Consider the following 25,285-nt stretch of genomic DNA (forward strand, 5'->3'; position numbering starts at 1 on the left):
TCGCGGACCCCCACACGGGGGGTGGAGAGAGGTGTGGCCACAACGGTGGTGCGTATGAAGGGAAGGTGGCGCGCCGGAACGCGTCAGTTCGCCTTCGGCGGCGCCGACACCGGCTGCGCCGCGGCTTGCGGGGCGCGGCCGACGATTGCGGTGAGCAGGCCGTTGCCCCAGAGCTTTTTGGCGACCCGCTTGGCGTCGTCCAGCGTCACGGCGTCGACGATGGCGTTGCGCTTCTCGATATAGTCGATCGGCAGCTTGTCCTGCTGATATTGCAGCAGCGCCTGAGCCAGCTTGGAGGAGGTGTCGAGCGCCAGCATCTGCGAGCCCTTGAGGTAGGACTTGGCCTCGTCGAGCTCCTTCTGCGTCGGGCCTTGCTCGGCGATGCGGCGCACCTCCTTCTCGATCGCATCGATGGTGTCGCCGGCGCGGTCGGCGCGGGTGCCGGTGTTGCCGATGAAGATCGCCGAATGCTCCATCCAGAGCAGCGATTCGAACACCGAATAGGCCAGCCCGCGCTTCTCGCGGACCTCGCGATAGAGCCGGGAGGACAAGCCGCCGCCGCCGAGGATGTGGTTCACCACATAGGCCGCCATGAAGTCCGGGTCGTGCCTGGCGATCCCGGGGCCGCCGAAGGTGATCACGGTCTGCGGCACGTCGAGCGTCACGAAGGCGCGTTGCGGGGGCTTCGCAGCCTCGACGTCGGGGACCGGCGTCAATTCGGCCTTCGCCGGCAGGGCGCCAAAGGTCTTGTCCAGCAGCTTGCCGAGCGTATCGGGATCGACGTCGCCGACCACGGCAACGCGCAGCGTATCCTTGGCGATGATGCGGCGGGTGTAGTCCTTGAGGTCGGAGATCTGGATGGTCGGCACGCTTTCCAGCGTGCCGGTGGCCGTCCTGGCATAGGGATGATCGCCGAAGGCGAGCTCGAGGAACTTGCGGCCGGCGAGCGAGGACGGATTGGTCGATTCGCGGCGCAGATTGGCGATCACCTGGGCACGGATCCGTTCGACGTCCTTCGGCTCGAAATGCGGCGAGGTCAGCGCCATCCGCAGCAGGTCGTAGGCTTCGTCCTTGTTGTCCTTGAGCATGCGCAGCGAGCCGCGGAACTGATCGCGGTTCGACTGGAAGCTCAGCTCGATGGCGCGGCGCTCGAGCCGCTCATGATAGGTTTTGGAATCGAGATCGCCGGAGCCTTCGTCGAGGAGATCGCCGACCAGATTGGCGACGCCCGGCTTGTCCTTGGGATCCTGGGACGAACCGCCGGCGAAGGAATATTCCATCGCGATCAGCGGCACGGTCGCGTCCTGCACGAACCAGGCTTCGATGCCGCCGGGCGAGATCAGGCGCTGGATTTTGGCCGCGGCCTGCGAGGGCGCCGACGTCAGCGTCAGCAGCGCGGCGCAGGCGCCGCCGATCAGGGCCGCACGGCGGGTGAGGAAATAGGTCACGAACGCTTCTCCTCGCGCTTGGCGGTAGCGGTGTCCTTGATCAGGTAGCCCGTCACCGAGCGCTTCTTCTCGAGCCATTTCTGCGCGACGGCGCGAACCTGCTCGGCGGTGACGGCGCGGATGCGGTCGGGCCAGCTCCTGATGTCCTCGATCGACAGGCCCGTGGTCAGCGCGCCGCCGTACCAGCGCGCCAGCACCGCCTGGTTGTCCTGGGCATAGATCGCCTCGGCGATGAGCTGAGTCTTCACGCGTTCCAGATCCTCGGCGCGCGCCGGGTTCTGCGCGAGGTCGGCGATCACCTTGTCGATCGCGTCCTCGATCTGCGCGAACTCGACGCCGGGTTTCGGCGTCACCGAGATCGAGAATTGCGACGGATCGAGCGAGGTGCCCTGGTAGCCGGCGCCGGCCGAGATCGCGAGGCCCTTGTCGATCACCAGCGAGCGATAGAGATAGGAGTTGGCGCCGCCGCCCATCAACTGCGCGAGCACATCGAGCGCCTGGCTCTCGCCTGCAGCGGCGGTTGTCGCCGAGGGCACCAGGTAATAGCGACGCAGGCTGGGTTGTTCGACGCGCGGATCCGACAGCGTCACGGTGCGCGGCGCGGCAGGTGTCGGCTCCTGCGGCCTGACCCGCTTCTCGGGGATCGCATGCTGCGCCGGGATCGGGCCGAAGTTCTTCTCGACCAGCGGGCGGATATCCTTGACGTCGACGTCGCCGGCGATCACCAGGATCGCGTTGTTCGGCGCATAAAAGCGGCGATAGAAGGCAAGCGCATCCTCGCGATCGAGCTTTTCGATCTCCTGATGCCAGCCGATCACCGGACGCCCGTAGGGATGGTTGAGATAGAGCGCGGCCATGATCTGCTCGTTCAGCCGCGCATCCGGATTGTTGGCGACGCGCATGTTGTACTCTTCGAGCACGACGTCGCGCTCGGGCAGCACGTTCTCGTCCTTGAGGACGAGGCCCGTCATGCGGTCGGCCTCGAACTCCATCATGGTCGGCAATTGCTCTTTCGGCACGCGCTGGTAGTAATTGGTGTAGTCGACCGAGGTCGAGGCGTTCTCGTTGCCGCCGACGCGAAGCACGGTCTGGGAGAATTCTCCGGCCGGATGCTTCGAGGTGCCCTTGAACATCAGGTGTTCGAGGAAGTGCGCCAGCCCGGACTTGCCGGGCGTCTCGTCGGCCGAGCCGACCTTGTACCAGATCATCTCGGTGACGACGGGCGTGCGGTGATCGGGAATCACCACGACTTGCATGCCGTTGCTGAGCGTGAAGCTGGCGGGGCGTTCCGAGGTGACGGTGGTCTGGGCGCGGAGGCTGGCACCCGGCAGCGGGATGGTGGAAACGAATGCGGCAGCGAACAGGGCGATCGATCGGCGAGAGCGCATCATGGTCCTTATGAAAGCCCGGACCCACGGCCGGGGCGCGAAAGCAAGCTATCGTACACGGTCGTTCCCGTGCCGACGGTCACGAAGCGGAGAGACACCCGCCGCCCCGCATTAAGCTTTGCTCATGTCAGCCTTCGCGCGAGCAGGCCAAGCGTCACTGTACCGGTTTTCCGGACATGACGTCGTACTGGCCCTCGTTCACCTTCGGCGCCTGCGGCCCTGTGCCATAGGCATAGCCCGAGGACGGGGTCTGGTAGCCCGGCGGCGGCTCGGTCAGGGATTCGCGCGTCGGCTCACCCTTGAACGGTTTGGACTCGCTGCTGTTCCCCTTGAACATGCCGAGCAGGCCGCCGGTGTAACCGAGCTGGCTCGGCATCAGCGATGGATTGGTGCTCACGCCGGGCTCCAGCGGCTCCTTGCGGCCATCGGTGGCCGTCTGCTGCTTGCGGCCGGCCTCGATCTCGGCCGGCGTCAACGCCACCGCGGACTGCCACGGCTCCTTCTTGACATCCTTCTTGCGCGCCGCGATCGCAGCCTTGCGCGCGGCGATATCAGGGTCCTTCGGCCAGTTCGGCGCGTTGACCTGGGCGGTCGATGCCGGCGGGGGCAGGTCGAGCTTGGGCGGCACGACCAGCGGCGAGCGCTCGCGGTATTCGATGCCCTTCTTCTCCATGCTCTTGGCGCCGATGCCGGACATCAGATTGTCGATGAGCCTCTCTTCGAAGGTCAGGCCATCGTCGCCGTCATCCTCATCGTCGCCGGCGCGCACCGGGCCGGCCGTCATGACAAGGCCGATCCCGGCTGCGACGAACGCCAGGCGCAGGCCGCGCATCAGCGGCAGCCGGGACGTCTCGATCAGGTAACCGCGGGCTTTGGTGTTGCGCATTGCGCCATTCCCATCTCAAATTTCGCCAAAGCGATCACTGGCTTAGGCACAGTTCCGCTTGATACAGGTGTGGGCCGCTGACCGGCTCGTATCGGCCGGGATCAGGGCGCTTTTGCGGCGGGTACCCCCAGGAAGGAATCATACAATAGCGCCGCCACCCCAGCAACGATGGCCACGTCGGCGAGGTTAAACACATACCAATTATAGGTTTTTCCGGCGATCTCGATGTGAAGCAGGGCGAAATCCACCACCGCGCCATAGACCAGGCGGTCGATGCCGTTACCGACGGCGCCGCCGATGATCAGGCCGAGCGACACCGTCGCGAGCCAGGTCCGCGACCGCGCCATCCAGATCGCCAGCGCGATCACGGCCGCTGCCTTGATCACCATCAGCAGAATCTGGGCCGCCGGGGTCTCGCTCTGGAGCCAGCCGAAGCTGATGCCGATATTCCAGGCCAGCACCAGGTCGAAGAACGGCGTCACCCGCACCGGGGCGTGATGCACGATGTCGAGGACATGGAGCAGCCAGAGCTTCGAGGCCTGGTCGGCGATCAGGGTGATCACCGCCGCAAGCACACCGGCGCGAACAGCAGAGGTCATCGGCTTGCCGCCCAAGGCGTCGTCCCGGCCGAGTGCGCTGTTGCGCACGGAGCCGGGACCCATACGCCGTGCCGGGTATTGTTTGAATGACTCGGGGTCATCAGCCTTCGCCCATTCGAGACAGCGGTGGTTATGGGTCCCTGCTTTCGCAGGGACGACGGTTAGGCCGTGCCCCCCAGCGCCTTCCATTCGCGCAGCGCCTTCGCGTCGCGCGGGGTGACGTCGGGGTATTCAGGGTCTTCGCCGACCGTCGGCGAAATCTTCCAGGAGCGGGCGCATTTGGTGCCGACCGCCTTCTCCACCACGACCGCAACGCCGGGTACGGCATCGAGACGGAACGCCGAAGCCGGCGCCTCGCCCTCACGCACCTCGTAGTTCGAGGTGATGCAGATCTCGGCGAGATCGGTGTCGAACAGCGTCATCAGCATGTCGCGGTCGGCGACATAGATCACCGGCGAGGCCTCGAGCGAGGACCCGATGTTCTTGGCGGCGCGTTCGAGCTCGAGCGCCCCGGTGACGACGCGGCGGACGTTGCGGATCGTCTCCCATTTTGCGGCGAGCTTGTCGTCGCGCAATTGCTCGAGACCTTCGGGGAACAGCGTCAGATGCACGGACGGCTCGGCGTCGGGCCGGTACATGCGCCAGCCTTCCTCCGCGGTGAAGCTGAGGATCGGGGCCAGCCACTTCAGGATCGAGGCGCACAACAGGTCGATGGTCGTCAGCGCCGCCTTGCGCGTCAGCGACGAGGGCGGATCGCAATAGAGCGTGTCCTTGCGGATGTCGAAGTAGAACGCGGAGAGCTCGCTGTTCAGGAAGGCGGACAGGATCGCGACGACGGTCTTGTAGTCGAACTCGGCATAGGCCTTGCGGATGGTCTCGGTGTGGCCGGCGAGCTCGTGCAGCATCAGCCGCTCGAGCTCGGGCATCTCGGCAAAGGCGACCTTCTCGCTCGGCTTGTAGTGATGCAGCGTGCCCAGCATCCAGCGCACGGTGTTGCGCAGCTTGCGATAGGTCTCGACGGTGTTCTTCAGGATCTCGGGGCCGATGCGCTGGTCGTCGGTGTAGTCGCTGGATGCGACCCACAGCCTCAGGATGTCGGCGCCGGAGTCCTTGATGACGGCCTGCGGCTCGATGGTGTTGCCGAGCGACTTCGACATCTTGCGGCCGTCCTCGGCCTGGGTGAAGCCGTGGGTCAGCACGATGTCGTAGGGCGCGCGTCCGCGCGTGCCGCAGCTTTCCAGCAGCGAGGAGTGGAACCAGCCGCGGTGCTGGTCCGAGCCTTCCAGATACATCACCGTGTCGGTGCCGCCGTCGACCTTGCGCACGATGTTGCCGAGCTGCGGGAAGTTCTGGCGGTCTTCCAGCACGAAGGCGTGCGTGGAGCCGGAATCGAACCAGACGTCGCAGATGTCGTCGACCTTCTTCCAGTTCTCCGACGCGCGTGACCCGAGGAAGCGCTCGCGGGCGCCGTCCATGTACCAGGCGTCGGCGCCTTCCTCCATGAACGCCTCGGTGATGCGCTGGTTGACGGCCTCGTCCTGGAGGATCTCGGCGGAGCCGTCGCCCTTCTCGCGCACGAACACGGCGATCGGCACGCCCCAGGCGCGCTGGCGCGAGATCACCCAGTCCGGCCGCGCCTCGATCATGCCGTTGATGCGGTTTTCGCCCGATGGCGGGACCCATTGCGTCACCGAGATCGCGTGCAGCGCACGGGCGCGCAGCGTATCGCCGCTCTTCGCATGGCCATTCTCGGCGATCGGCTTGTCCATCGCGATGAACCATTGCGGCGTATTGCGGAAGATCACCGGCTTCTTGGAGCGCCAGGAGTGCGGATATTGATGCTTCAGCCGGCCGCGCGCGAGCAGCATGCCTCTGTCGACGAGCGCCTTGATCACGGCCTCGTTGGCATCGCCCTTCTCGCCCTTGTCGTTGATGACGCGCTTGCCGGCAAAACCCGGGGCATGATCGGTGTAGGCGCCGTTCTCGTCGACGGTGTAGGGGATCGCGGTGTTGATGCCGCGCACGTCGAGATCGCGCGCCTGCGCCATCCAGACATCGAAGTCCTCTCGGCCATGGCCGGGCGCCGTGTGCACGAAGCCGGTGCCGGTGTCGTCGGTGACATGGTCGCCGGGCAGCAACGGCACGACGAAGTCATAGCCGCCACCGAAGCCGCGCAGCGGATGGGCGCATTCCACGGCGTCCAGCGTGTCGCCGGGAATATCGCGGACCTTCTCATAAGCCGTCACGCGCGCCTGCTTGAAGACCTCTTCCGCGAGCGCGTCCGCGAGAATCAGGAGATCGCCGGTCTTGGCCCAATTGTCGGCGGGCGCGTCCGTCACCTTGTAGAGGCCGTAGGCGATCTTCGGCGAGAACGAGATGGCGCGGTTGCCCGGCAGCGTCCAGGGCGTGGTGGTCCAGATCACGACGCTTGCGGACGCGAGCGCACCGTGCGCGGGCGAGGTCACCGGGAATTTCACCCACACCGTATCGGAGGTGTGGTCCTCGTACTCCACTTCGGCTTCGGCCAGCGCGGTCTTCTCGACCACGCTCCACATCACCGGCTTGGAGCCGCGATAGAGCGTGCCGTTGGCGGCGAACTTCATCAACTCGCGCGCGATCTGGGCTTCGGCGGGATAGCTCATGGTGGCGTAGGGATGGTCCCAGTCGCCGATCACCCCCAGGCGCTTGAACTCCTCGCGCTGGACGCCGAGCCAGTGCGTGGCATAGGCGCGGCACTCCTTCCGGAAATCGATCATTGCGGCGCTGTCGCGGAAGTCGGGCTTCTGCTTGCCCTTCTTGCGGTAGTGCTCCTCCTCGACCTTCCACTCGATCGGCAGGCCGTGGCAGTCCCAGCCCGGCACGTAGTTGGAATCGAAGCCGAGCATCTGCTGGCTCTTGGTGACGAGATCCTTCAGGATCTTGTTCAGCGCCGTGCCGATATGGATGTTGCCGTTGGCGTAGGGCGGGCCGTCATGCAGCACGAACTTGGCGCGGCCCTTCGCAGCTTGGCGCAGCTTCTCGTAGAGGCCGATCTCGTACCAGCGCTTGAGGATCTCCGGCTCGCGCTGCGGCAGGCCCGCACGCATCGGGAATTCGGTCTGCGGCAGGAACAGGGTTTTGGAATAGTCCCTAACGTCAGTCTTTTGGGCGTCGGTCTTTTGCGGCTTGTCGGACATGAAAGCTCTGATTTGGCAGGTGCGGGCGCGGATACGCGATCAATCGCGGGAGTGAAACGACAAAATCCCGGTCTTGCGCCGAGCCAAAGGCTCAGGCGGAAGCCGGGCCGCTAATCCCTATGATGCGCCGCGCAAACATGGGCTCTCCATAGCAGCCGGACGGGGAAATCGCAAAGCCCCCCGGTGGCCCGCAGGGCCGCGCATGGGCGGCTCAGGCCGGCCGTGCCCGGGCCGGATTTCCCGCCACGATCGCGCCGGGGGCGACGTTCCGTGTGACCACGCTGCCGGCCCCGACCAGGGCGCCGTCGCCGATCGTGATGCCGGGCAGGATGATGGCACCTCCGCCGATCCAGACGTCGCTGCCGATCCGGATCGGGCGGCCGAATTCCAGCCCGGCGCGGCGGGTTTCGGCATCGCGCGGGTGGTCGGCGGTATAGATCTGCACCGCTGGGCCGATCTGGGTCCGATCGCCGATCACGACCTCGACGACGTCGAGGATCACGCAATTGAAGTTGAGGAACACGCCGTCGCCGAGGCTGATATTGCTGCCGTAGTCGCAGAAGAACGGCGGGCGGATCACGGCATCCCTGCCGACCTTGCGGAAGCGCTCACCGAGCAGCGCGTGCAGTTCGGCCGCGGACGATGCGCCCGACGCGTTGTAGCGCGCCATCCATTGTTCCGCCGCGGTATGGTCGGCGGCGAGCTCTGCATCCGGGCGATACAGCTCGCCCGCCAGCATTTTTTGCTTTTCAGTCCTGTTCAACCAATCACTCCGAGCTGCGGGAACGCGTCGGGCGCCGCGGCCAGCACCGCGCGCGCCTTGGCGCTGTCGTCATCCATCTGGCGTATCAACGCCTCGATGGTGTCGAATTTCAGCTCTTCGCGAATGAAACCGATGAATGCGACATCAAGGACCGCGTCGTACAGGTCGCCCTTGAAGTCGAACAGGAAGATCTCCAGGAGCGGGGCGCCGTTGTCGAAGGTCGGACGGCGGCCGAAGCTGGCCACGCCGTCGAGCCGCTCGGCACCGCGGCCGACCCGCACCGCGTAGATGCCGTGCTTGAGCCCGCAATGCTTGTCGAGGCGGACATTGGCGGTGGGGTAACCGAGATCGCGGCCGCGCTTCTCGCCGTGGATCACCTTGCCGGTGACGAACCACGGTCCGCCCAGCATCGTGGTTGCATCCGCGATCTCGCCCTCGGCGAGGGCGATCCGGATCGCGCTGGAGGAGACGGGCCGCTCGTCGATATCGACATGCGGTTGCACGTCGACCTCGATGCCGAGCCGGGGCGCCTCGTTGACGAGAAGGCTCGGCGAGCCGACCCGTCCCTTGCCGAAATGGAAGTCGTAGCCGACCGCGATGCCGCTGACGCCGAGACGCCCGATCAGGTCATGGTGAATGAAATCTTGCGCGCTGGTTCCGGCACGCGCCTTGTCGAAGGTCATGACCACGGCGCCGGCCAGCCCGGTGCCGGCCAACAGCCGCAGCTTGGCCCGCTCGCCCGTCAGACGGAATTGCGGGGTGTTGGGGCTGAAAAACCGCCGCGGATGCGGCTCGAAGGTCAAGGCGAGCGCGGGCACGCCGCGCGCTCTGCCCATCGCAAGCGCCGCGCCGATCACGGCGCGGTGACCGAGGTGGACGCCATCGAAATTCCCCATCGCGACCACGGCGCCCTTCGGAATGGCGCTTGCGGGGGTGTTGTCGCGGATAACAGTAAAGCCGGTGCTCATGAGTGGTATTCTTCAAGGATTCTTAAGCATGATGGTGCGCGCCGGACCGTGACGCGGCGGCGGCGTGGAAGTCAAGGCTAACGAAAATCGCGTCAAATCCGTAACAATCCGGATTCAGCCGGTTAACGCGCTGTTTAACGCCTGCTGTTAGTCGTTGGCGGAAAGCTGCGTTTGTGCAGAAGCCAAGTTGCGTTTGTGGTTTTGGGGGGAAAGATGGCGGTTGATTTGTCGATGCCGGTTCTGGTGGTGGATGACTACAGCACCATGATCCGTATCATCCGGAATCTGCTGAAGCAGCTTGGCTTCGAGAACATCGATGATGCCAGCGACGGTTCGGCAGCGCTGAACAAGATGCGTGGCAAGAAGTACGGGCTCGTGATCTCCGACTGGAACATGGAGCCGATGACGGGTTACGACCTCCTGCGCGAAGTCCGCGCGGATCCGAACCTCGCCACCACGCCCTTCATCATGATCACGGCAGAATCCAAGACCGAGAACGTGATCGCGGCCAAAAAGGCCGGCGTGAACAACTACATCGTCAAGCCGTTCAATGCGGCGACGCTGAAGACCAAGATCGAGGCGGTCTTCCCGGACATGGCGACGGCGTAACCGCCCACATCGATCGCATCAACTGAAATTCACGTCATGCCCGGGCAGAAGCGCGAAGTGCGTCTTCGCGCTAGATGTCCCGGGCATTTGCATTTGATCAGGCTTCCCTTCACCCCGCCCCGCTTGCAGGACGAGGGGAGGGTGGTTGCGCGATTTCGGAATACTAGAAGAATATCGGTGAGTTGCCCGACGTGTCAAGTCGGCTGTCGAAGTTCGGCCGCCGCCGGCTACTTTGCATGGGGTTGTTTTCGATATTTTTGGAGGCGCGCCCTTCACCTCGCCCCGCTTGCGGGGAGAGGTCGGATTGCATCGAAGATGCAATCCGGGTGAGGGGGACTGGTCTCTCGGCATCCAGCGCTTGGGGAGGCAGCCGCTCACCCAACCCTCCAAGAGGGAGCTTCGCTCGTCTCGACCCCGCACAAGAGCGGGGCGAGGGAGTCCGATGACCTTTTGGCTACCACTTCAGCTCGCGCATCAGCGCGCGCGGCGGGTGGCCGAACAATTCCTTGATCGAGGCCGCATCGAGCTGCTCGATGCCCTCAAACTGCTCGGAATGGATGCCGCGCGTGACGAACAACAGATCGATGCCGAAGCCAAGGGCGCCGGTGAGATCGGTGCGCACGGAATCGCCGATCGCGAGCACCCGGCTGAGCTCGGTCGGACGCCCGCGGCGCTCGGTGGCCAGTGACATGGCGCGCTCGTAGATCGGCCGGTGCGGCTTGCCATAGAAGATCACGTCGCCGCCGAGCTCGCGGTAGAGCTCCGCGATCGCCCCGGCGCAATAGATCAGCCGGTCGCCGCGTTCCACCACGATGTCGGGGTTGGCGCAGACCAGCGTCAGCTTGCGCTCGCGTGCCTTCAGCATCATGCCGCGATAGTCTTCCGCCGTCTCGGTCTCGTCGTCATAGAGGCCGGTGCAGACGATGTAGTCGGCCTGCTCCAGCGGCACCAGCGTGGCGTCGAGGCCGCGGTGGATCGAGCTGTCGCGCTCAGGGCCGATCCAGAAGATCTTCTGGCCGGGATGATCGGCCACGAAGTGGCGCGTCAGGTCGCCTGAAGATACGATCGCGTCATAGGTCTCATCGGGGACACCGAGCTTGCGCAATTGCCGCTGTACGGAGTCGGCCGGGCGCGGCGCGTTGGTGATCAGGATCACCGTACCGCCTCTCTGGCGGAACGTATGCAGCGCCTCGCAGGCCTCGGGAAAGGACTCGAGCCCGTTGTGCACGACGCCCCAGATGTCCGACAGCACCACATCGACGCCGCCGACGAGGTCGCGCAGCTGTTCCACGAAACGCAGTGAGGTCATGATGCGAATTGCCGGCTAATTTGGACCAAGGGCGCGGCGCGCCAGCGCGGCGCTGCCGGTTGCGCGCGGCGGAGCTGCGGGGCTGGAGACAGGGGCTGAAGTGCTGGCGCCATTAAGATCCTGGGGGTTGGTCTGCGGAGCCCCGGCGGTAGCAGATGGCCCCTCCGGCCGCAATGGCCGCGGCGGCGCGAACAGGAACCCCTGTCCGAAGCGCACATCGTAGTCGAGCAGGTCGACCACCGCGCGCTCGCCCTCGATCCGCTCGGCGATCAGGTCGATGCCGAAGCGGCCGAGCAGGTCGGAGAGATCGGATGGGTGGATGTCCGAGGTCGAGGCCTGCCTGGGATCGAGCAGCAGTGTGGCCGGCACCTTGATAAAGCGCACCCCGCGATCGGCCAGTTCGCGCGGCTCGATGCGCAGATCCGTGACATGGTCGATCGAGAAACGGAAGCCGCGCTGGGCGAGCGCCGCGAGATTCTCGGTCTCGGCGGGGCCGAGATTGCGGAACGTCGACTGCTTGAACTCCAGCACCAGGGAGGGCGCCAGCGCCCGGTTGGCTTCGAGGAAGTCGAGACATTGGGTGAAGTGCGCCGGGCTCGACAGCGTCGCCGCCGAGACGTTGCAGAACACGCCGACATCCTTGCTGCGGATCATCAGGCGGCGCAGCACCTGCACGCAGCGCAGCATCACCATGTTGTCGATGCGCCCGATCAGGCCGGAAGCTTCCGCGATGCTGATGAACTCCTCGGCGACGATCAGCTGGTCGCGCTCGTCGCGCAGGCGCGTCACCGCCTCGTAGAACCGCACCTTGCGCTGCGGCAGCGTCACCATCGGCTGCAGGAATATGTCGATGCGGTTCTCGTCGATTGCCTGCTTGATCGCGCCGATCAGCTGGGTCTGGCTGCGCGAGACCTCCGGCGGAGCCGCAGGTGTCGGCTGAGGCGCAACCACGACCGTCGGCGCCGGCGCAACCCGTTGCAGCACATCGTCGCGCGGGGAGGTGACCGGCTGCATCGCCGGAGCCGCTGCCAGCAGATCCTCATGATGGGCGACGGATGCCGCAAGCTGCCGCACCAGTCCGCCGAGCTCGCTGATCTCGCCGGCCATGCCCTGCATCCGGTCGGCGCCGGTGGAGTTGGACGAGGCGATGCGGCCCTCGACCGCGGCAAGCCGGCGCCCGAACTCGGCCACCTGTCGGGCGAGGTCGGCGGTGCCCCGCGAGAGGTCGGCGATCTGCCCGCCGACGTCGCTGCGGTCGCGCAGCCGCATCGACACCGCGTTGTAGAGGATCAGGAACGTCAGCGCGGTCAGCGCGACGATGGCCGATTCCGTTCCGCTGATGCCGGCGACCGAATAGAGCACGAGCCCGAGCGAGGCCGCGACCAGGACCATGCAGATGGCGATGAAGATCGTCGAAATGCGAATCATGCCGCGCGCCCGCGCCCTCTGTCCGAACGTCCCCAGACTGCGACCTTAGCACCATTGTTGATTCGACGGGCCAGCGATCTTCGGAACCGGCTGGAACTACGCACGATTTTCGTTTCGGCCAGATCGGGCTCCGTAAATCGCCTGAGCCGGCGGCGGCACGCCGGTCAGAGATCGGCGGCTGCGATCCAGAACACCTCGCCCTCGGAATCCTCGGTGTCCAGCCAGAGCAGCGGCAGCTCCGGATAGGCGGCCTCGAGATTGTCGCGGCCGCGGCCGATCTCGCAAAGCAGCCCGCCCTGCGGGGTCAGATGTTGCCTCGCCTCATCGAGCAGGCGGCGGACGATGTCGAGACCGTCGGCGCCGCCGTCGAAGGCGAGCTTCGGCTCGGCCCGGCACTCCGGCGGCAACGCTGCCATGCCTTCGGCATCGACGTAAGGCGGATTGGTGATGATCAGGTCGTATCTGTTGTCGGCGAGCGGGGCGAACAGGTCGCCGCGATGGAGCGTCAGGCGATCGTCGAGGCCGTGGTCGGCGACGTTGCGCGCGGCGACCTCCAGCGCGTCCTTTGAAATATCGACGGCATCGACCGCGGCGTTGGGGAAATGCCGGGCCGCCAGGATCGCGAGGCAGCCGGAGCCGGTGCAGAGATCGAGCACGCGTTCGACCTCGTCGGGATCGCCGATCAGCGAGGTGCCCTCCTCGTCACCGCCGAAATGCGAATCCAGGAGCTCGCCGATGAAGGAGCGCGGAACGATGACGCGCTCGTCGACATAGAAGGGCAGGCCGCGCATATAGATCTTGTTGACGAGATAGGCGGCCGGTTTCCGCGTCGCGATCCGGCGCTCGATCAGGTCGAGGATCTGCTTGCCCTCGGCAATCGTGACGCGCGCGGTGGCAAAGTTCTCGAACTGGTCGGGATGCAGGTGCAGCGTTTCGCAGATCAGGAACGCGGCCTCGGCCACCGGATCGGTGGTGCCGTGCGCGAGCACGAGCTTGGCCGCGTTGAAGCGGCTTGTCGCATAGCGCAGGAAATCGAACAGGGTGTGCAGCTCGCCGGCGCCGACTTTCGGCGCTTTCGGCACGGCGGGGCTGCGCTTGGTGGGCACTTTGCTGCGCTTGGCCATCAGGATTTGGTCCAGCGCGCGGCGGCCGCGTCGTCATGGCCCTGCGCCTCGATCCAGCTCGTGCCGCGCGCGCTTTCCTCGCGCTTCCAGAACGGTGCGTTGGTCTTCAGATAGTCCATCAGAAACTCGGCGGCTTCGAACGCGGCCTGCCGGTGCGCCGAGGCGGTCACGACCAGCACGATGTTCTCGCCCGGCGTGATACGGCCGAAGCGATGGATGATGGTGAGGCCCTGCAACGGCCAGCGCGACAGCGCCTCGTCGGCGTGGCGTCCAATCTCGGCTTCCGCCATTTCAGGATAATGTTCGAGCGTCAGCGCCGCGATCGGCTCGCCCTGCTCGCTGCCGCGGCAGATGCCGCTGAAGCTGACGACCGCGCCGACATCGGTGCGGCCTCGGCTTAAGGCCGCGATCTCCTGCGCGACGTCGAAGTCGGCTTGCTGGATACGGATGGTCGCTGCGACGGTCATGTTAGGATTTAGCCGCCGGTCATCGGCGGGAAGAACGCGATCTCACGGGCGCCCGCGATCGCGGCGTCTGATTTGACGTGGGCGTGGTCGATCGCTGTGCGGATCACCTTTGGCTTCTCGAATGCATACGCATAAGCATCGTCGCGCGCGGCAAGCCAGCCGATCAGGTCGCCGACGGTGCGCACCTCGGCCGGCGGCTCGACGATCTCTTCGGCCTTGCCGACGCGCTCGCGCACCCAGGCGAAATACTTCACCTTCATCCCTCGTCCTCCTTGATGAGGTGATGGATGCCCGCACGGAAATAATCGTAGCCGGTGTAGATGGTGAGGATCGCCGACATCCAGAGCAACACGATGCCGATCAGGGTGGTGGCCGGGAAGACCTGCTCGCCCGCTTCGCCGGCGAGCAGGAAGCCGATCGCAACCAGCTGGACCGTGGTCTTCCACTTCGCAAGCTTGGTCACGGGCACGCTGACGCGGAGCGCAGCGAGGTATTCGCGGAGGCCCGAGACCAGGATCTCGCGGCACAGGATCACGATGGCGGCCCACAGCGACCAGCCGTGGATCGAATTGTCGGCGGCGAGCATCAGCAGGCAGGAGGCGACCAGCAGCTTGTCGGCGATCGGATCGAGCATCCGGCCGAATGCCGATTGCTGATTCCATATCCGCGCGTAATAGCCGTCGAGGTAGTCGGTGACCGCAGCCGCAATAAAGATGGCGACCGCGACCCAGCGCAGCCACAGCGGGCCGTCCAGGATCGATTGCCAATAGACGCAGCCGACCACGACCGGAATCGCGGCGATCCGGCCATAGGTCAGGATGTTCGGGAGGGACATCGCGCGCCTCGTCGTCCCTCGTGTCGTGGCGATGTTCATCCGTCCTACCAATACCGCTGAAGCGAGAAGGTCAACCGTGCGGACGCGTAAAGCGCGACCAGATTGCGCTGCATCGTCATAGCGCCTTAGCTCGTTGTTTAAGCATGATCTTTTCGGATAACTGCCTCACACTTTTCCGCATCATGCCCTAGATGCCCTGTCGCAGGCGACGCCCTGATGACTCGCCTTTGGTTTAACCCGGCTGGGGATGGAAATACTCGAAAATCCTGCGGGCGCTCTCGGCGCTCACCCCCGGAACCTTGCCGAGATCGGCGATCGAGGCCCGCTCGATCTCCTTCAGGGTCCCGAAATGATGTAGCAAGGCACGTTTGCGGGACGGGCCGATGCCCGGGATCTCCTGCAAGCCGGCCTCGCGGATGTCCTTCTTGCGCAGCTTGCGGTGCGAACCGATGACGAAGCGGTGAGCCTCGTCGCGCAGGCGCTGAATGAAATAGAGCACGGGATCGCGCGGTTCGAGCTTGATGGCCTCGCGTTCCGGCATGAACAGGGTCTCGCGGCCGGCATCCCGGTCCGGTCCCTTGGCGACCGACATCAGCGACACCTGCGTCAGGCCGAGATTTGCAAAGATCTCGCGGACGGCGTTGAGCTGCCCGCGGCCGCCGTCGATGATCACGAGGTCGGGCCATTGCGGGAACGAATCGTCATCCGCTTTCGTCTTGGCAGCGGCCTCGCCCTCCGGCGGCTTCAGCAGGCGCTTGAAGCGGCGCTCCAGCACTTCGCGCATCATGGCGTAATCGTCGCCGGGCGTCAGTCCTTCCGACTTGATGTTGAACTTGCGGTACTGGTTCTTCACGAAGCCGTCGGGCCCCGCGACGATCATGGCGCCGACCGCATTGGTGCCCTGGATGTGGCTGTTGTCGTAGACCTCGATGCGCTTGGGCGGGTGCGGCAGGTTCAACGTCGCGGCCATGGCGTCCAGCAGGCGGCCTTGCGTCGCGGTGTCCGCGAGCTTGCGGCCGAGCGCCTCGCGCGCATTGGTCAGCGCGTGGGTGACGAGCTCCTTCTTCTCGCCGCGCTTGGGCGCCGTGACCTCGACCTTGTGGCCGGCCTTGATCGACAGCGCACTGGCGAGCAGCTCGCTCTCCTCGATCTCGTGCGACAGCAGGATGTTCCTCGGCGGCGGCTTGTCGTCGTAGAACTGGGCGAGGAACGAGCCGAGCACTTCTTCCGGCGTAAAGGTCTTTTCCGCGCGTGGGAAATAGGCGCGGTTGCCCCAGTTCTGGCCGGTGCGGAAGAAGAACACCTCGACGCAGGAGAAGCCACCCTCCTGGTGGATGGCGAACACGTCGGCTTCTTCCACCGTGCGCGGATTGATGCCCTGCTGCGACTGGATCGCCGAGAGCGCAGCAAGGCGGTCGCGGTAGAGCGCGGCGCGCTCGAATTCGAGCTCGCTGGCCGCCTTCTCCATCTCCGCCGCGAGCAGCTCCTTCACGGCGTGGCTGCGGCCGGAGAGGAAGTCGGTCGCCTCGCGCACCAGCGTCGTATAGCCGGGAAAATCGATCTCGCGGGTGCAGGGGCCGGCGCAGCGGCGGATCTGGTAGAGCAGGCAGGGCCGGGTGCGGCTCTCGAAGAAGGAATCGGTGCAGGAGCGGATCAGGAATGCGCGCTGCAGCGCCGTGATAGTTCGGTTGACCGCGCCCGCGGAGGCGAACGGGCCGAAATAACGCCCGGGCCGGGTCTGCGCGCCGCGATGTTTCAGGATCTGCGGCGCCCAATGGTCGCCGGTGATCAGGATATAGGGAAACGACTTGTCGTCGCGCAGCTGCACATTGAAGCGCGGCCGCAGCTGCTTGATGAGGTTCGCCTCGAGCAGCAGCGCCTCGGTCTCGGTGTTGGTCGAGACGATCTCCACGGTGACGGTGGCGGCGATCATGCGCAGGATGCGGGCCGGCAGCGGCGCACTCTGGCGCGCATAGCTGGACAGGCGCTTTTTGACGTTCTTGGCCTTGCCGACATAGAGCACGTCGGAATTCGCATTGAGCATGCGATAGACGCCGGGCGAGGTGGGGGCGAGCCGGACCGCGTTCTCGATCGCGGCATGTCCGACCGAGAGCGTGCCCTCGGCGACCGCCTCGGCGGCGTCCTCCGAAGCCTCGGGCAGGCGTGCCTCGTCCTCCTCCTCGGCGGCGGAGGTTTCGGGATCGACGTCGCTTGTATCGAGCGCCAGATCGTCCTGTGGCAGGTCGGACTTTGAACCGCGCCGTGGCTTGGGGTCAGCCTTGGAGTCAACCTTGGGGGCCGGCGTCGGGCGCTCGGGAGAATCGTGAACCATGGGCCGTAAACTAAGTGCTTGGGCGACCGGTCGCCAGCGCTGACGGCACCAACAAAAAGCACCTCGATTGCAGGAGGTTACCGGCCCCGCGCGGGCGCCGGGAGGGGTTGCGTAACACCTTGTTAAGACTGATGAGCGGGCCGGTAACCCGACTTAACAGCCCTTTAACTTAAAACTCTCGATAAATCCTACGCGAAAAGTGGAATTCCGTAACCACGCCGGCCCTGGCCGGCGGGCTGCGGCAGTTGCGTTGTGGAGAGTACCAATGACCCGGTTTGTTGCGCGTGCGCTGGCACTGATCGTTGCAGGCTGGACGACCTCGGCGGCGTCGGCCGATCTCAACTACGGTTCGCCCTATACCGTCAACCAGCCGCTCAATGCCTATAGCTGGGCAGGTCCCTATCTCGGCGGCAACATCGGCTATGAATGGGGCTCGGTGGACAACAACCCCTCGAAGCCGTCGGGTTTCGTCGGCGGTGTGCAAGCCGGCTACAATTTCCAGAACGGCCCGTGGGTGTTCGGTGTCGAGGGCGACATCCAGGCCGCCGGCGCCGACGACACCTTCGCGCCGTGGAAATTCTCCAATCCGTGGTTCGGCACCCTGCGCGGCCGCGCCGGCTATGCGGTCAACAACGTGCTGTTCTACGCGACCGGCGGTCTCGCCTTCGGCGAACTGCGCGGCGAGACGTTCGGCATCACGGAGAGCCACACCAATGCGGGCTTCACCGTCGGTGCCGGCGCCGAAATGGGCTTTGCCCCGCACTGGAGCGCCAAGATCGAGTATCTCTACGTCGATCTTGCCAACAGCAATTTCACGATCACCGGCGGCGTGTCGAACGGCTACAGCTTCAGCCTGGTTCGCGCCGGCATCAACTATCACTTCTGAGAACAAGAAAACGTCGACCATTAACTCCCGGCCGCGCCTCGCGCGGCCGGGTTTTCTTTGTGTTGATGATCTCAACGTCGCGCACGGCCGTATACACGCCGCGGCGTCCGCGAATCCAATCGGTGGGCCGCACGTATGGGATATGCGGCACCGCCAGTCGCGTCCGCATCATGCAGGTGGTCATCCAGCGAGCGCCAGCCGCGCTCGGCAGTCAGCTCACACGCAACGCCTCATTCGGTGTTCATCCCGAGCCCGCGCATCGCGAGCGCTCGTCATGAGACCACCAGGTTGACCGCCTTCGGGCCTTTCCCCTTCTTGTCCGGTTCGACTTCGAAAGTGATACGCTGTCCTTCGGCAAGGTCCTTCAGTCCCGCCCGCTCCACAGCGGTGATGTGAACGAAGACATCGCGACCGCCGTCGTCAGGCTTGATGAAGCCGTAGCCGCGCTCGCCGTTGAAGAACTTGACCGTTCCCGTCATGGCCATCGGGAAACTCCCCCCCCGTATTGCTCCACCGCCACGCGCACGCCGCGTAGCGGTTGACCGACATTCGCTTGTCGGAAGCTTGGCCACCTGAACAGCCCGGCGTCACGCCGCCGGTCTGCCTGGATTTTATTTCGGCCTTGTCACTCCGCCGCAACCATTCGCGGAAGCGGAACGTAAAGCCAGTCGTAACAGGATGAGCATAATACGGTTCCGCGCAAATTGCCTATGCTCAAAATTGAACTTTTCAGTAGGAGGTGTCGATCATGGCTTAGGCGTCTCGAGTTTGAAGCGTCCCGCGCCGCCTTGACCGAGCGGCTTCTCGAGTTCGGGCAGGATGATCTTCAACTCATTCGCCAGCGTCCACGGCGGATTCACCAGCAAAAGACCTGTGGAAACGAGGCCTGCGCCTGCTTCTTGCGGTGCCACACTGAATTCCAATCGCAGGCATTTGCCGGCGGGCCGGCTGCTTGCTGCTGCAGCAGCCACACTGCGCGTTAGCTCATCGGTGGCTCTCCGGGTTTTTACGGGGTACCACAAAAGATACGAGCCGGTTGGCCACTTCGCGTACGCTTCCGTGAAAGCACTGGCCAGCCGCTCAAACTCGTCCTTCGCTTCGAACGGCGGATCGATCAGCACCAGGCCGCGCCGTTCGTTCGGCGGCACGAATGCGGGCAGCGCCATCCAGCCGTCGAGATCGACGACGCGCGCTTGCGCGTCGCGTCGCAAGGCGTCGATCAGTTGTTTGCGCGCCGTCGGTTCGATCTCGCAGGCGGTGAGGCGATCTTGCGGACGCAGCAGCGCCCGCGCGATCAACGGCGAACCGGGATAGGCTTTCAGCTCGCCTTTCGGATTGAATGCTCTGACGATGTCGAGATAGGGCGCGATCAGCGGCAATGCCTTGTCGGAGAGCCGCGCCTGCAGCAGCCGCGCAATGCCGGTCAGCCATTCGCCGCCCCGGCGCGCCTCGTCGCTGTCGAGATCGTAGAGGCCGGCGCCGGCATGGGTGTCGATGACGCGGAACGCCGCCGGCTTGTCCTGCAGATAAGTGAGGATGCGCGCCAGCACGATGTGCTTGATGACATCGGCGAAGCTGCCGGCGTGGAAGGCGTGGCGGTAGTTCATGTGATGATCGTGCTACGCTCCCAAAGGGTGCGCATGTTGTACTCGTCATGCCCGGGCTTGTCCCGGCCTTCGCTAAAGCGTCGGCGGGGTTGACATCCGAGCTCGGCGAAGCCGGCTCCCGGGCATCTGCGCCTTATCTGGCTTGTTTCGCGACGGCGCAGGTGGCGGGGACGTTCTGCGCGGCGACGCGCGGCGCGGGTCTGCCGGCCATGACGCAGAGCGTCAGCCGCCGCGAACCGGCGGCATCGTCACCTGGTCGCGGCGGCAGGCGCGGCGCTCGATCTCGTCGCAGGCGCGGAATTGCAGGTCCTTGCTGAGGCAGATGCGGACCTCGCTGAGCCGCTTGCTGTCGCAGGTCACCGAGATCGCGGAGTTGCTGAGGCCCGGATTGACCTTGATGAACGCCGTCTCCAGCTCGTCGGGCGCGACCGTCTTCGGCTCCGACAATTGCAGGAATTCCTCGGGGATCTTCACCGTGGCGCGAGCCTTGCGGATGGCTTCGAAATAGGCGCGCTCGCCGAGACCGGAGCAGGTGCCGTGCTTGTCCCACTCGTTGTAGATCAGCCCGGGCGCCGGCATCAGGTCGAGCATCGAGCTCATGATGCTGCGGGCGAGTCGCGGCGAGGGCCGCTGGCAGTATTCCGGAAAGCCCCGCTCATATTGCGGCCACAGGCCGTGCACCACGAAGGAATAGGGCCGTCCGCCGCACTGTGCCTGCGTGCCGCGGCCGTTGTTGCCGCGCTCGCTCGCCTCTTCGCAGAACGAGGGCGACCACGACAGCGCGAGCACATAGAAGTCGAATTCGCCCGGCGCATTCTGGCGGCGATCCTGGGCCGAGGCTCCAACCGCACTGCACAGAATAATGGCAACCGAAATCAAAAATCGGGAAATTGTGTCCAACCGAGGCATCAACCCGCTCCCTCACTCGACCGCCCGGAGCCTAGCAGGCCGCGAGAACATTTCAAGAACAAAAAGCCGCCGTCCAAATGGCGGCGGCTCCTGCATTAGCAATCTGGTCGGAGATCAGGGCCGCGCGGCCTTGCAGGACGGGTTATAGGCCCAGTTGCGGTCGAGCCCCGCGACGCACCATTCGACGCCCTGATTGATGCTGGCAAAGCCGCCGTCCTCGATGATCGAGAAGTGCACCTTGCGCACCTTGCCGTCATTGAGCAGGGCCTCGCCGGTGCAAAAGCGGCGCGGAATGTTGTCGGACTGCCAGGGTCGGAAGGCGGTTTCGTGAATCCCGTTGAAGCCGGTGATCACGAGCGGCGAATTCCAGAAGGTGGCCTCCTTTTCCTGGAATTGCGTGCTGATGACCGTCAGGGCCTTCTCGCATGGGGCCACATTGCCGTCATAGCGCGGGCCGGACAGCCAGAAGTTCATTTCGAGCGGATTGGCGGCCTGGGCCGTACCCCCGAAAGCCAGCAGGCTGACCACGAGTGCGGCGCCGAGGCCGAGCTTGCGGCCGAGTTTATTGCGGGAGTTGAACAGGTTGCGCATGGGAATCCACCCGATTATCCGATGCCGCGGACGGTGCCGTGAAGCCCCGGCTAGGTCAAGTGCAGGGCGGCAACACCTGCGGAGAAGTCCACTTTGGGGAGCCGGCTCGTTCTTTTCACGGTCGCCGGCGCACTCTATGTTGGCTCGAAGCGAAATGGAGTCTGCGATGCGAAGGAAATTGGCCGCGTGCCTGGTTGCCGTTTGCGGGATGCTGGCCGTTGTGCCGGCGCGAGCGGATTGGATGCAGCCGGTGCCGCCGTTCAAGGGCAACGACACCGGCGGGATCATCGCCTATTCGATGGCGACCCAGGTCGACGCGCGTCAGGTCGCGGTCGATCACTGCGCACGCTACGGCAAGGTCGCCAAATTCCTCGCGGTGCAGAACTATCCGGGCGGCTACATCTCTTTCGCCTGTCGCTGGGTGCCCTATGGCGCGGCCCAGAGGCCGCTGCGCACGCTCTACTGAGCGCGTACCAGATCTTTCGATCGTTCAGCCGGGAGCCGACCGCATGACCCGACAGCTTGCCTTGTTTGGTTCGGCTGTGTGCCTTGTCCTGTCCGCTGGCGCCGCAAGTGCCGTCGACCTGCCGATCCGCAAGGCCGGTCTTTGGGAGATGAAGCTGGTCACGACCGGCTCGCCGGTGCCCGAGATGACCATGCAGCACTGCACCGACGAGACCGTCGACAGGGAGATGAGCGCGGCGGCCTCGCCGATGGCCAAGGAAGTCTGCTCCAAGCAGGATATCCAGAAGACCGCGACCGGCTATGTCAGCGACAGCGTCTGCAGCGTCGCCGGCATGACGATGCAGAGCCATGCCGAGATCGTCGGCGATTTCAATTCCGCCTACACGGTGAAGAGCACCTCGCATGCCGAGGGCGGCGCGGCCGGCTCGCGCGATACCACGATGACCATCGAGGCGAAATGGCTCGGCGCCTGCAAGAGCGACCAGAAGGCCGGTGACATCATCATGCCCGGCGGCATGAAGATGAACGTCAAGGACATGGAAAAGCTGAAGGGCCTCCTGCCCAAGCAGAAGTAGCGCGCAGCGCATTCGGCCGTTGCGGCGCGCCTGAATGCATCGCCTCTCATGCTGAGAGGCTGTGACACTTCGCATCACCGTCATTGCGAGCAGTTCGCGACGAAAATGCGGAGCAATCTTGCGCCGAGGCGATGTGCAATACATCCGATCCCTCCGCGTCACTGCGTTCGTGTGCTCCTCGGCGCGCGATGACGTCGACGGGATGCAACATCACTGAATGATCGCCGCGTGCCTCGCGTTCGAGACTCTCTGGAGAGACGACGCGCATCGCCTTCGTCGTGTCGAACGCCTGACGCGCCAACATGTCGTTTTGAATCGTTCCAGCGTTGCGCATCTTGAATCACTCCAGTGTTGCGCTTCGTTGCTGCTTCCATCGATTCTATTTTGCGCGTGTGGAATTTCGATCATCCCGCCGATAGAAGTCCGCCCCAATCGATGTCGGCCTTGTCGCAAACGCGGCTCGATCGATGTCGGCGCAAGGCAATGCGGGGATTTGTTCGGTGGGAATGGCTTCGTTGCGGAGCAAGCGCGGCTTGCTTGCATCAACGGCTGCGATCAACGCAGCGCTACTCGGTTCGGTCATACTTGTGCCAATGGGCACAGACGTCGCCTACGCTCAGGCGCAGACAAGTCCTCCGCAGAACAATGTCAGCGAACTTCCCGCAGTGACGGTGGATGAACCTGGCGCCGCAAAGAAGCGCGGTGCCGTCGTTTCAACTCAGAACACCAGGACTTCGCGCGCGGTCGCGGCGAACCGGCGCCGCAATGCGACTGCGCCCGCCCAGAGTCAGGCTCCGCGGTCGCAAGGCACAGGTGGCGCGATCGGTATGACGACCGGTTACGTCGCGACCGCCAGCACTGCCGGCACCAAGACCAGCACAGCGCTGATCGAAACGCCGCAGTCGCTTTCGGTCGTCACGCAAAAGGAGCTAAGGGATCGCAACGTTCAGACGCTCAAGGACGCCGTCAGCTATACGCCGGGCGTGACGACCACGGCGTTCGGCTATGATCCAAGGTTCGACAGTTTCTATATCCGCGGCTTCGATGCGACCTATACAGGCATCTATCGCGACGGCCTGCGTCAGGGCGGCGGCAACTTCGCAATTCCCAAGATCGAACCCTACGGTCTCGACAGCGTGTCGATCCTGCGCGGACCAGCCTCGGGCCTCTATGGCCTCGGCTCTCCGGGAGGGATCGTGGATGTCACGACCAAGCGGCCGCCGTTGACGGCATTCGGTGAGGTGCAGCTACAGGGCGGCACCTACGACCGTTACCAGGGCAGTTTCGATGTCGGTGGTCCGGTGCCCGGCAGCGATCAGCTGTACTACCGGCTGACGGGTCTGCTTCGTGACGCAAAGACCTGGTATCCCGGCAACGACGACGATCGCGCCTACATCGCGCCGGCGCTGACCTGGCGGCCGGACGCCGACACGTCCTTCACCATCCTGAGCGAATATCAAAGCAGCCGAACCGCCGCGAGCATCGGCAATTTCCGCACGCCCGACGGACAATTGACCAACATCTACTCGAATGATCCGGCGTTCAGCGCCATGGATCAGAAGCAATATCGCATCGGCTACGCGTTCGAGCACAATGTCGACGATGTGTGGACGGTGCGGCAGAACTTCCGCTTCTACCAGGTCGACGTCGACGCGAAATACACCCAGATCGATTCGATCGACAGCAGCACCAATCTGGCGTCGCGGTCCGCCTGGCGGATCCTGGACAGCTTCAACACGGTGACGCTCGACAATCAGGCCGAGGCCAAGTTCATGCTCGGCGCGATCAAGAATACCGTGCTGCTCGGCGTCGACTACGGCCACTCCTACTACAACGACAAGATCGGCTACGGGCCGGCGCCCGATCTCAATCTCCAGACCATGAACTACGGCGCCCAGGCGATCGCGACGCCGGCATTCTCGATCTTCAACAAGCAGTCGACCGACGAGGTCGGTGTCTATGCGCAGGACCAGGCCAAGCTCGGCGGCTTCATTCTGACGCTCAACGGCCGCCAGAGCTGGGTGTCGCAGACGACGACCGCGGGTCTCGACGGCGTGCCGTCAACGCAGAAAGCGACTGCCTTCACGGGCCGTGCGGGCCTGAGCTACGTCTTCGACAACGGCATTGCACCCTATATCAGCTACGCGACGGCATTCGCCCCGCAGGTCGGCGTCGACGCATCCGGACTGCCGTTCAAGCCGACCACCGGCGAGCAGAAGGAAGTGGGCATCAAGTACCAGATGCCGAACGTTCCGGTGCTGTTGACCGCCGCGGTGTTCGACATCACGCAGGACAACGTGCTGCGTACCGATCCGAACAACATGGCGTTCCAGGCAGCGACCGGGCAGGTCGAATCCAAGGGCGTGGAGCTCGAGGCGAAGCTGGCGCTCAAGCAGGGATTTGATCTCACCGCCGCCTACACCCATCTCAACGTCGTGATCACGCAGGGCAATCCCGATACGACCGGCAATGAGCTCTCCGGCATTCCGAGGAATTCCTTCGCCGCCTTCGGCAAATATACGTTCCAGTCCGGCGTGCCCGTCGAGGGCCTCGGGCTTGGTCTCGGCGTGCGTTATATCGGCACGAACTTCGGCAACGACCAGAACACGTTCCAGAACGCGGCGACGACGTTGTTCGATGCGGTGATCGATTACGATCTGGGCAAGCTGGACCGGCGCTTCCTCGGCGCCACCGCGCGCCTGAACGCGACCAATCTGTTCGACACGCACTACCAGACCTGCCAGTCCGGCTATTGCTACGCCGGCGAGCGGCGGCAGGTCATCGGGACCTTGTCCTATCGCTGGTAGCTCGAATTTGTTGTTTAAAGCATGATCCGGAAAAGTGCGTAGCGGTTTTCCGAAAAGATCATGCTTAAACAAAGAGCTAAGGCGCGATGACGATTCAACCTAATCTCATCGCG

Annotated in this window: 24 protein-coding genes; 5 read left to right on the top strand and 19 right to left on the bottom strand. The window is 64.6% G+C overall.

The window, feature by feature from the left end; genetic code table 11:
* Positions 1 to 83: 83 nt before the first annotated feature.
* The 7 genes from RX327_RS07245 to RX327_RS07275 form a co-directional block, all read right to left on the bottom strand.
* Complete coding sequence (locus tag RX327_RS07245; protein ID WP_317249882.1) at positions 84 to 1,448, bottom strand: pitrilysin family protein; 1,365 nt, start codon at positions 1,446 to 1,448, stop codon at positions 84 to 86.
* Positions 1,445 to 2,839: a pitrilysin family protein gene (locus RX327_RS07250; protein ID WP_317249883.1), complete on the bottom strand. Its 1,395-nt coding sequence runs from the start codon at positions 2,837 to 2,839 to the stop codon at positions 1,445 to 1,447. The genes RX327_RS07245 and RX327_RS07250 overlap by 4 nt, the downstream gene beginning before the upstream one ends.
* A gap of 151 nt (positions 2,840 to 2,990) precedes the next feature.
* Positions 2,991 to 3,722, bottom strand: a complete 732-nt coding sequence (locus RX327_RS07255) for a hypothetical protein (protein ID WP_317249884.1) — start codon at positions 3,720 to 3,722, stop codon at positions 2,991 to 2,993.
* 101 nt (positions 3,723 to 3,823) lie between these two features.
* Entirely contained in the window at positions 3,824 to 4,321 is a 498-nt protein-coding gene (gene lspA, locus RX327_RS07260; protein ID WP_317251215.1) for a signal peptidase II, read from the bottom strand.
* Between the two features lie 161 nt (positions 4,322 to 4,482).
* Entirely contained in the window at positions 4,483 to 7,497 is a 3,015-nt protein-coding gene (ileS, locus tag RX327_RS07265) for an isoleucine--tRNA ligase (RefSeq protein WP_317249885.1), read from the bottom strand.
* 211 nt (positions 7,498 to 7,708) lie between these two features.
* The gene (locus tag RX327_RS07270; protein ID WP_028333068.1) at positions 7,709 to 8,260 is read right to left on the bottom strand and encodes a sugar O-acetyltransferase; all 552 of its coding nucleotides are present in this window, start codon (positions 8,258 to 8,260) and stop codon (positions 7,709 to 7,711) included.
* Complete coding sequence (locus RX327_RS07275; RefSeq protein WP_317249886.1) at positions 8,257 to 9,228, bottom strand: bifunctional riboflavin kinase/FAD synthetase; 972 nt, start codon at positions 9,226 to 9,228, stop codon at positions 8,257 to 8,259. The genes RX327_RS07270 and RX327_RS07275 overlap by 4 nt, the downstream gene beginning before the upstream one ends.
* A 213-nt stretch (positions 9,229 to 9,441) precedes the next feature.
* On the opposite strand from RX327_RS07275, the gene RX327_RS07280 reads away from it, so the two are divergent.
* The gene (locus tag RX327_RS07280; RefSeq protein ID WP_317249887.1) at positions 9,442 to 9,837 is read left to right on the top strand and encodes a response regulator; all 396 of its coding nucleotides are present in this window, start codon (positions 9,442 to 9,444) and stop codon (positions 9,835 to 9,837) included.
* A 454-nt stretch (positions 9,838 to 10,291) separates the two neighbouring features.
* Here the strand turns inward: RX327_RS07280 and RX327_RS07285 are convergent, their stop codons facing one another.
* The 7 genes from RX327_RS07285 to uvrC all read right to left on the bottom strand — a co-directional run bounded on the left by RX327_RS07285 (position 10,292) and on the right by uvrC (position 17,332).
* Positions 10,292 to 11,146: a TIGR01459 family HAD-type hydrolase gene (locus RX327_RS07285; RefSeq protein ID WP_317249888.1), complete on the bottom strand. Its 855-nt coding sequence runs from the start codon at positions 11,144 to 11,146 to the stop codon at positions 10,292 to 10,294.
* Positions 11,147 to 11,161: 15 nt separating this feature from the next.
* Positions 11,162 to 12,574 (bottom strand): EAL domain-containing protein, encoded by a 1,413-nt coding sequence (locus RX327_RS07290; RefSeq protein ID WP_317249889.1) that lies wholly within the window; start codon positions 12,572 to 12,574, stop codon positions 11,162 to 11,164.
* Positions 12,575 to 12,738: 164 nt separating this feature from the next.
* Entirely contained in the window at positions 12,739 to 13,698 is a 960-nt protein-coding gene (gene prmB, locus RX327_RS07295) for a 50S ribosomal protein L3 N(5)-glutamine methyltransferase (RefSeq protein WP_317249890.1), read from the bottom strand.
* Positions 13,698 to 14,165: a molybdenum cofactor biosynthesis protein MoaE gene (locus tag RX327_RS07300; protein ID WP_050384198.1), complete on the bottom strand. Its 468-nt coding sequence runs from the start codon at positions 14,163 to 14,165 to the stop codon at positions 13,698 to 13,700. Before RX327_RS07300 ends, prmB begins: the two co-directional genes overlap by 1 nt.
* An 8-nt stretch (positions 14,166 to 14,173) precedes the next feature.
* Complete coding sequence (moaD, locus tag RX327_RS07305) at positions 14,174 to 14,425, bottom strand: molybdopterin converting factor subunit 1 (RefSeq protein ID WP_317249891.1); 252 nt, start codon at positions 14,423 to 14,425, stop codon at positions 14,174 to 14,176.
* Positions 14,422 to 15,039 (bottom strand): CDP-diacylglycerol--glycerol-3-phosphate 3-phosphatidyltransferase, encoded by a 618-nt coding sequence (gene pgsA / locus RX327_RS07310; RefSeq protein ID WP_317249892.1) that lies wholly within the window; start codon positions 15,037 to 15,039, stop codon positions 14,422 to 14,424. The genes moaD and pgsA overlap by 4 nt, the downstream gene beginning before the upstream one ends.
* A 193-nt stretch (positions 15,040 to 15,232) precedes the next feature.
* Positions 15,233 to 17,332: an excinuclease ABC subunit UvrC gene (gene uvrC / locus RX327_RS07315; RefSeq protein ID WP_317249893.1), complete on the bottom strand. Its 2,100-nt coding sequence runs from the start codon at positions 17,330 to 17,332 to the stop codon at positions 15,233 to 15,235.
* Positions 17,333 to 17,597: 265 nt separating this feature from the next.
* Between uvrC and RX327_RS07320 the strand changes: the two genes are divergently transcribed.
* Entirely contained in the window at positions 17,598 to 18,218 is a 621-nt protein-coding gene (locus tag RX327_RS07320; protein WP_317249894.1) for a porin family protein, read from the top strand.
* Between the two features lie 272 nt (positions 18,219 to 18,490).
* Here the strand turns inward: RX327_RS07320 and RX327_RS07325 are convergent, their stop codons facing one another.
* The 4 genes from RX327_RS07325 to RX327_RS07340 all read right to left on the bottom strand — a co-directional run bounded on the left by RX327_RS07325 (position 18,491) and on the right by RX327_RS07340 (position 21,325).
* Positions 18,491 to 18,703, bottom strand: coding sequence for a cold-shock protein (locus RX327_RS07325; RefSeq protein ID WP_317249895.1), 213 nt, complete (start codon positions 18,701 to 18,703; stop codon positions 18,491 to 18,493).
* Positions 18,704 to 18,964: 261 nt separating this feature from the next.
* A complete protein-coding gene (locus RX327_RS07330; RefSeq protein WP_317249896.1) occupies positions 18,965 to 19,825 on the bottom strand; it encodes a 23S rRNA (adenine(2030)-N(6))-methyltransferase RlmJ in 861 nt (286 codons plus the stop codon).
* Between the two features lie 222 nt (positions 19,826 to 20,047).
* Positions 20,048 to 20,734, bottom strand: a complete 687-nt coding sequence (locus RX327_RS07335; protein ID WP_317249897.1) for a ribonuclease T2 — start codon at positions 20,732 to 20,734, stop codon at positions 20,048 to 20,050.
* 114 nt (positions 20,735 to 20,848) lie between these two features.
* Positions 20,849 to 21,325, bottom strand: a complete 477-nt coding sequence (locus tag RX327_RS07340; protein WP_317249898.1) for a hypothetical protein — start codon at positions 21,323 to 21,325, stop codon at positions 20,849 to 20,851.
* A gap of 166 nt (positions 21,326 to 21,491) precedes the next feature.
* Between RX327_RS07340 and RX327_RS07345 the strand changes: the two genes are divergently transcribed.
* Positions 21,492 to 21,791 (top strand): hypothetical protein, encoded by a 300-nt coding sequence (locus RX327_RS07345; RefSeq protein ID WP_317249899.1) that lies wholly within the window; start codon positions 21,492 to 21,494, stop codon positions 21,789 to 21,791.
* Positions 21,792 to 21,834: 43 nt separating this feature from the next.
* Entirely contained in the window at positions 21,835 to 22,365 is a 531-nt protein-coding gene (locus RX327_RS07350) for a DUF3617 domain-containing protein (protein WP_317249900.1), read from the top strand.
* A 46-nt stretch (positions 22,366 to 22,411) separates the two neighbouring features.
* Here the strand turns inward: RX327_RS07350 and RX327_RS07355 are convergent, their stop codons facing one another.
* Positions 22,412 to 22,699: a hypothetical protein gene (locus RX327_RS07355; protein WP_152977540.1), complete on the bottom strand. Its 288-nt coding sequence runs from the start codon at positions 22,697 to 22,699 to the stop codon at positions 22,412 to 22,414.
* A 493-nt stretch (positions 22,700 to 23,192) separates the two neighbouring features.
* Between RX327_RS07355 and RX327_RS07360 the strand changes: the two genes are divergently transcribed.
* Positions 23,193 to 25,172, top strand: coding sequence for a TonB-dependent siderophore receptor (locus RX327_RS07360; RefSeq protein WP_244481934.1), 1,980 nt, complete (start codon positions 23,193 to 23,195; stop codon positions 25,170 to 25,172).
* The last annotated feature ends 113 nt before the right edge of the window (positions 25,173 to 25,285 follow it).

The organism is Bradyrhizobium sp. BEA-2-5, assembly GCF_032918025.1.
Taxonomy (GTDB): Bacteria; Pseudomonadota; Alphaproteobacteria; order Rhizobiales; family Xanthobacteraceae; genus Bradyrhizobium; species Bradyrhizobium pachyrhizi.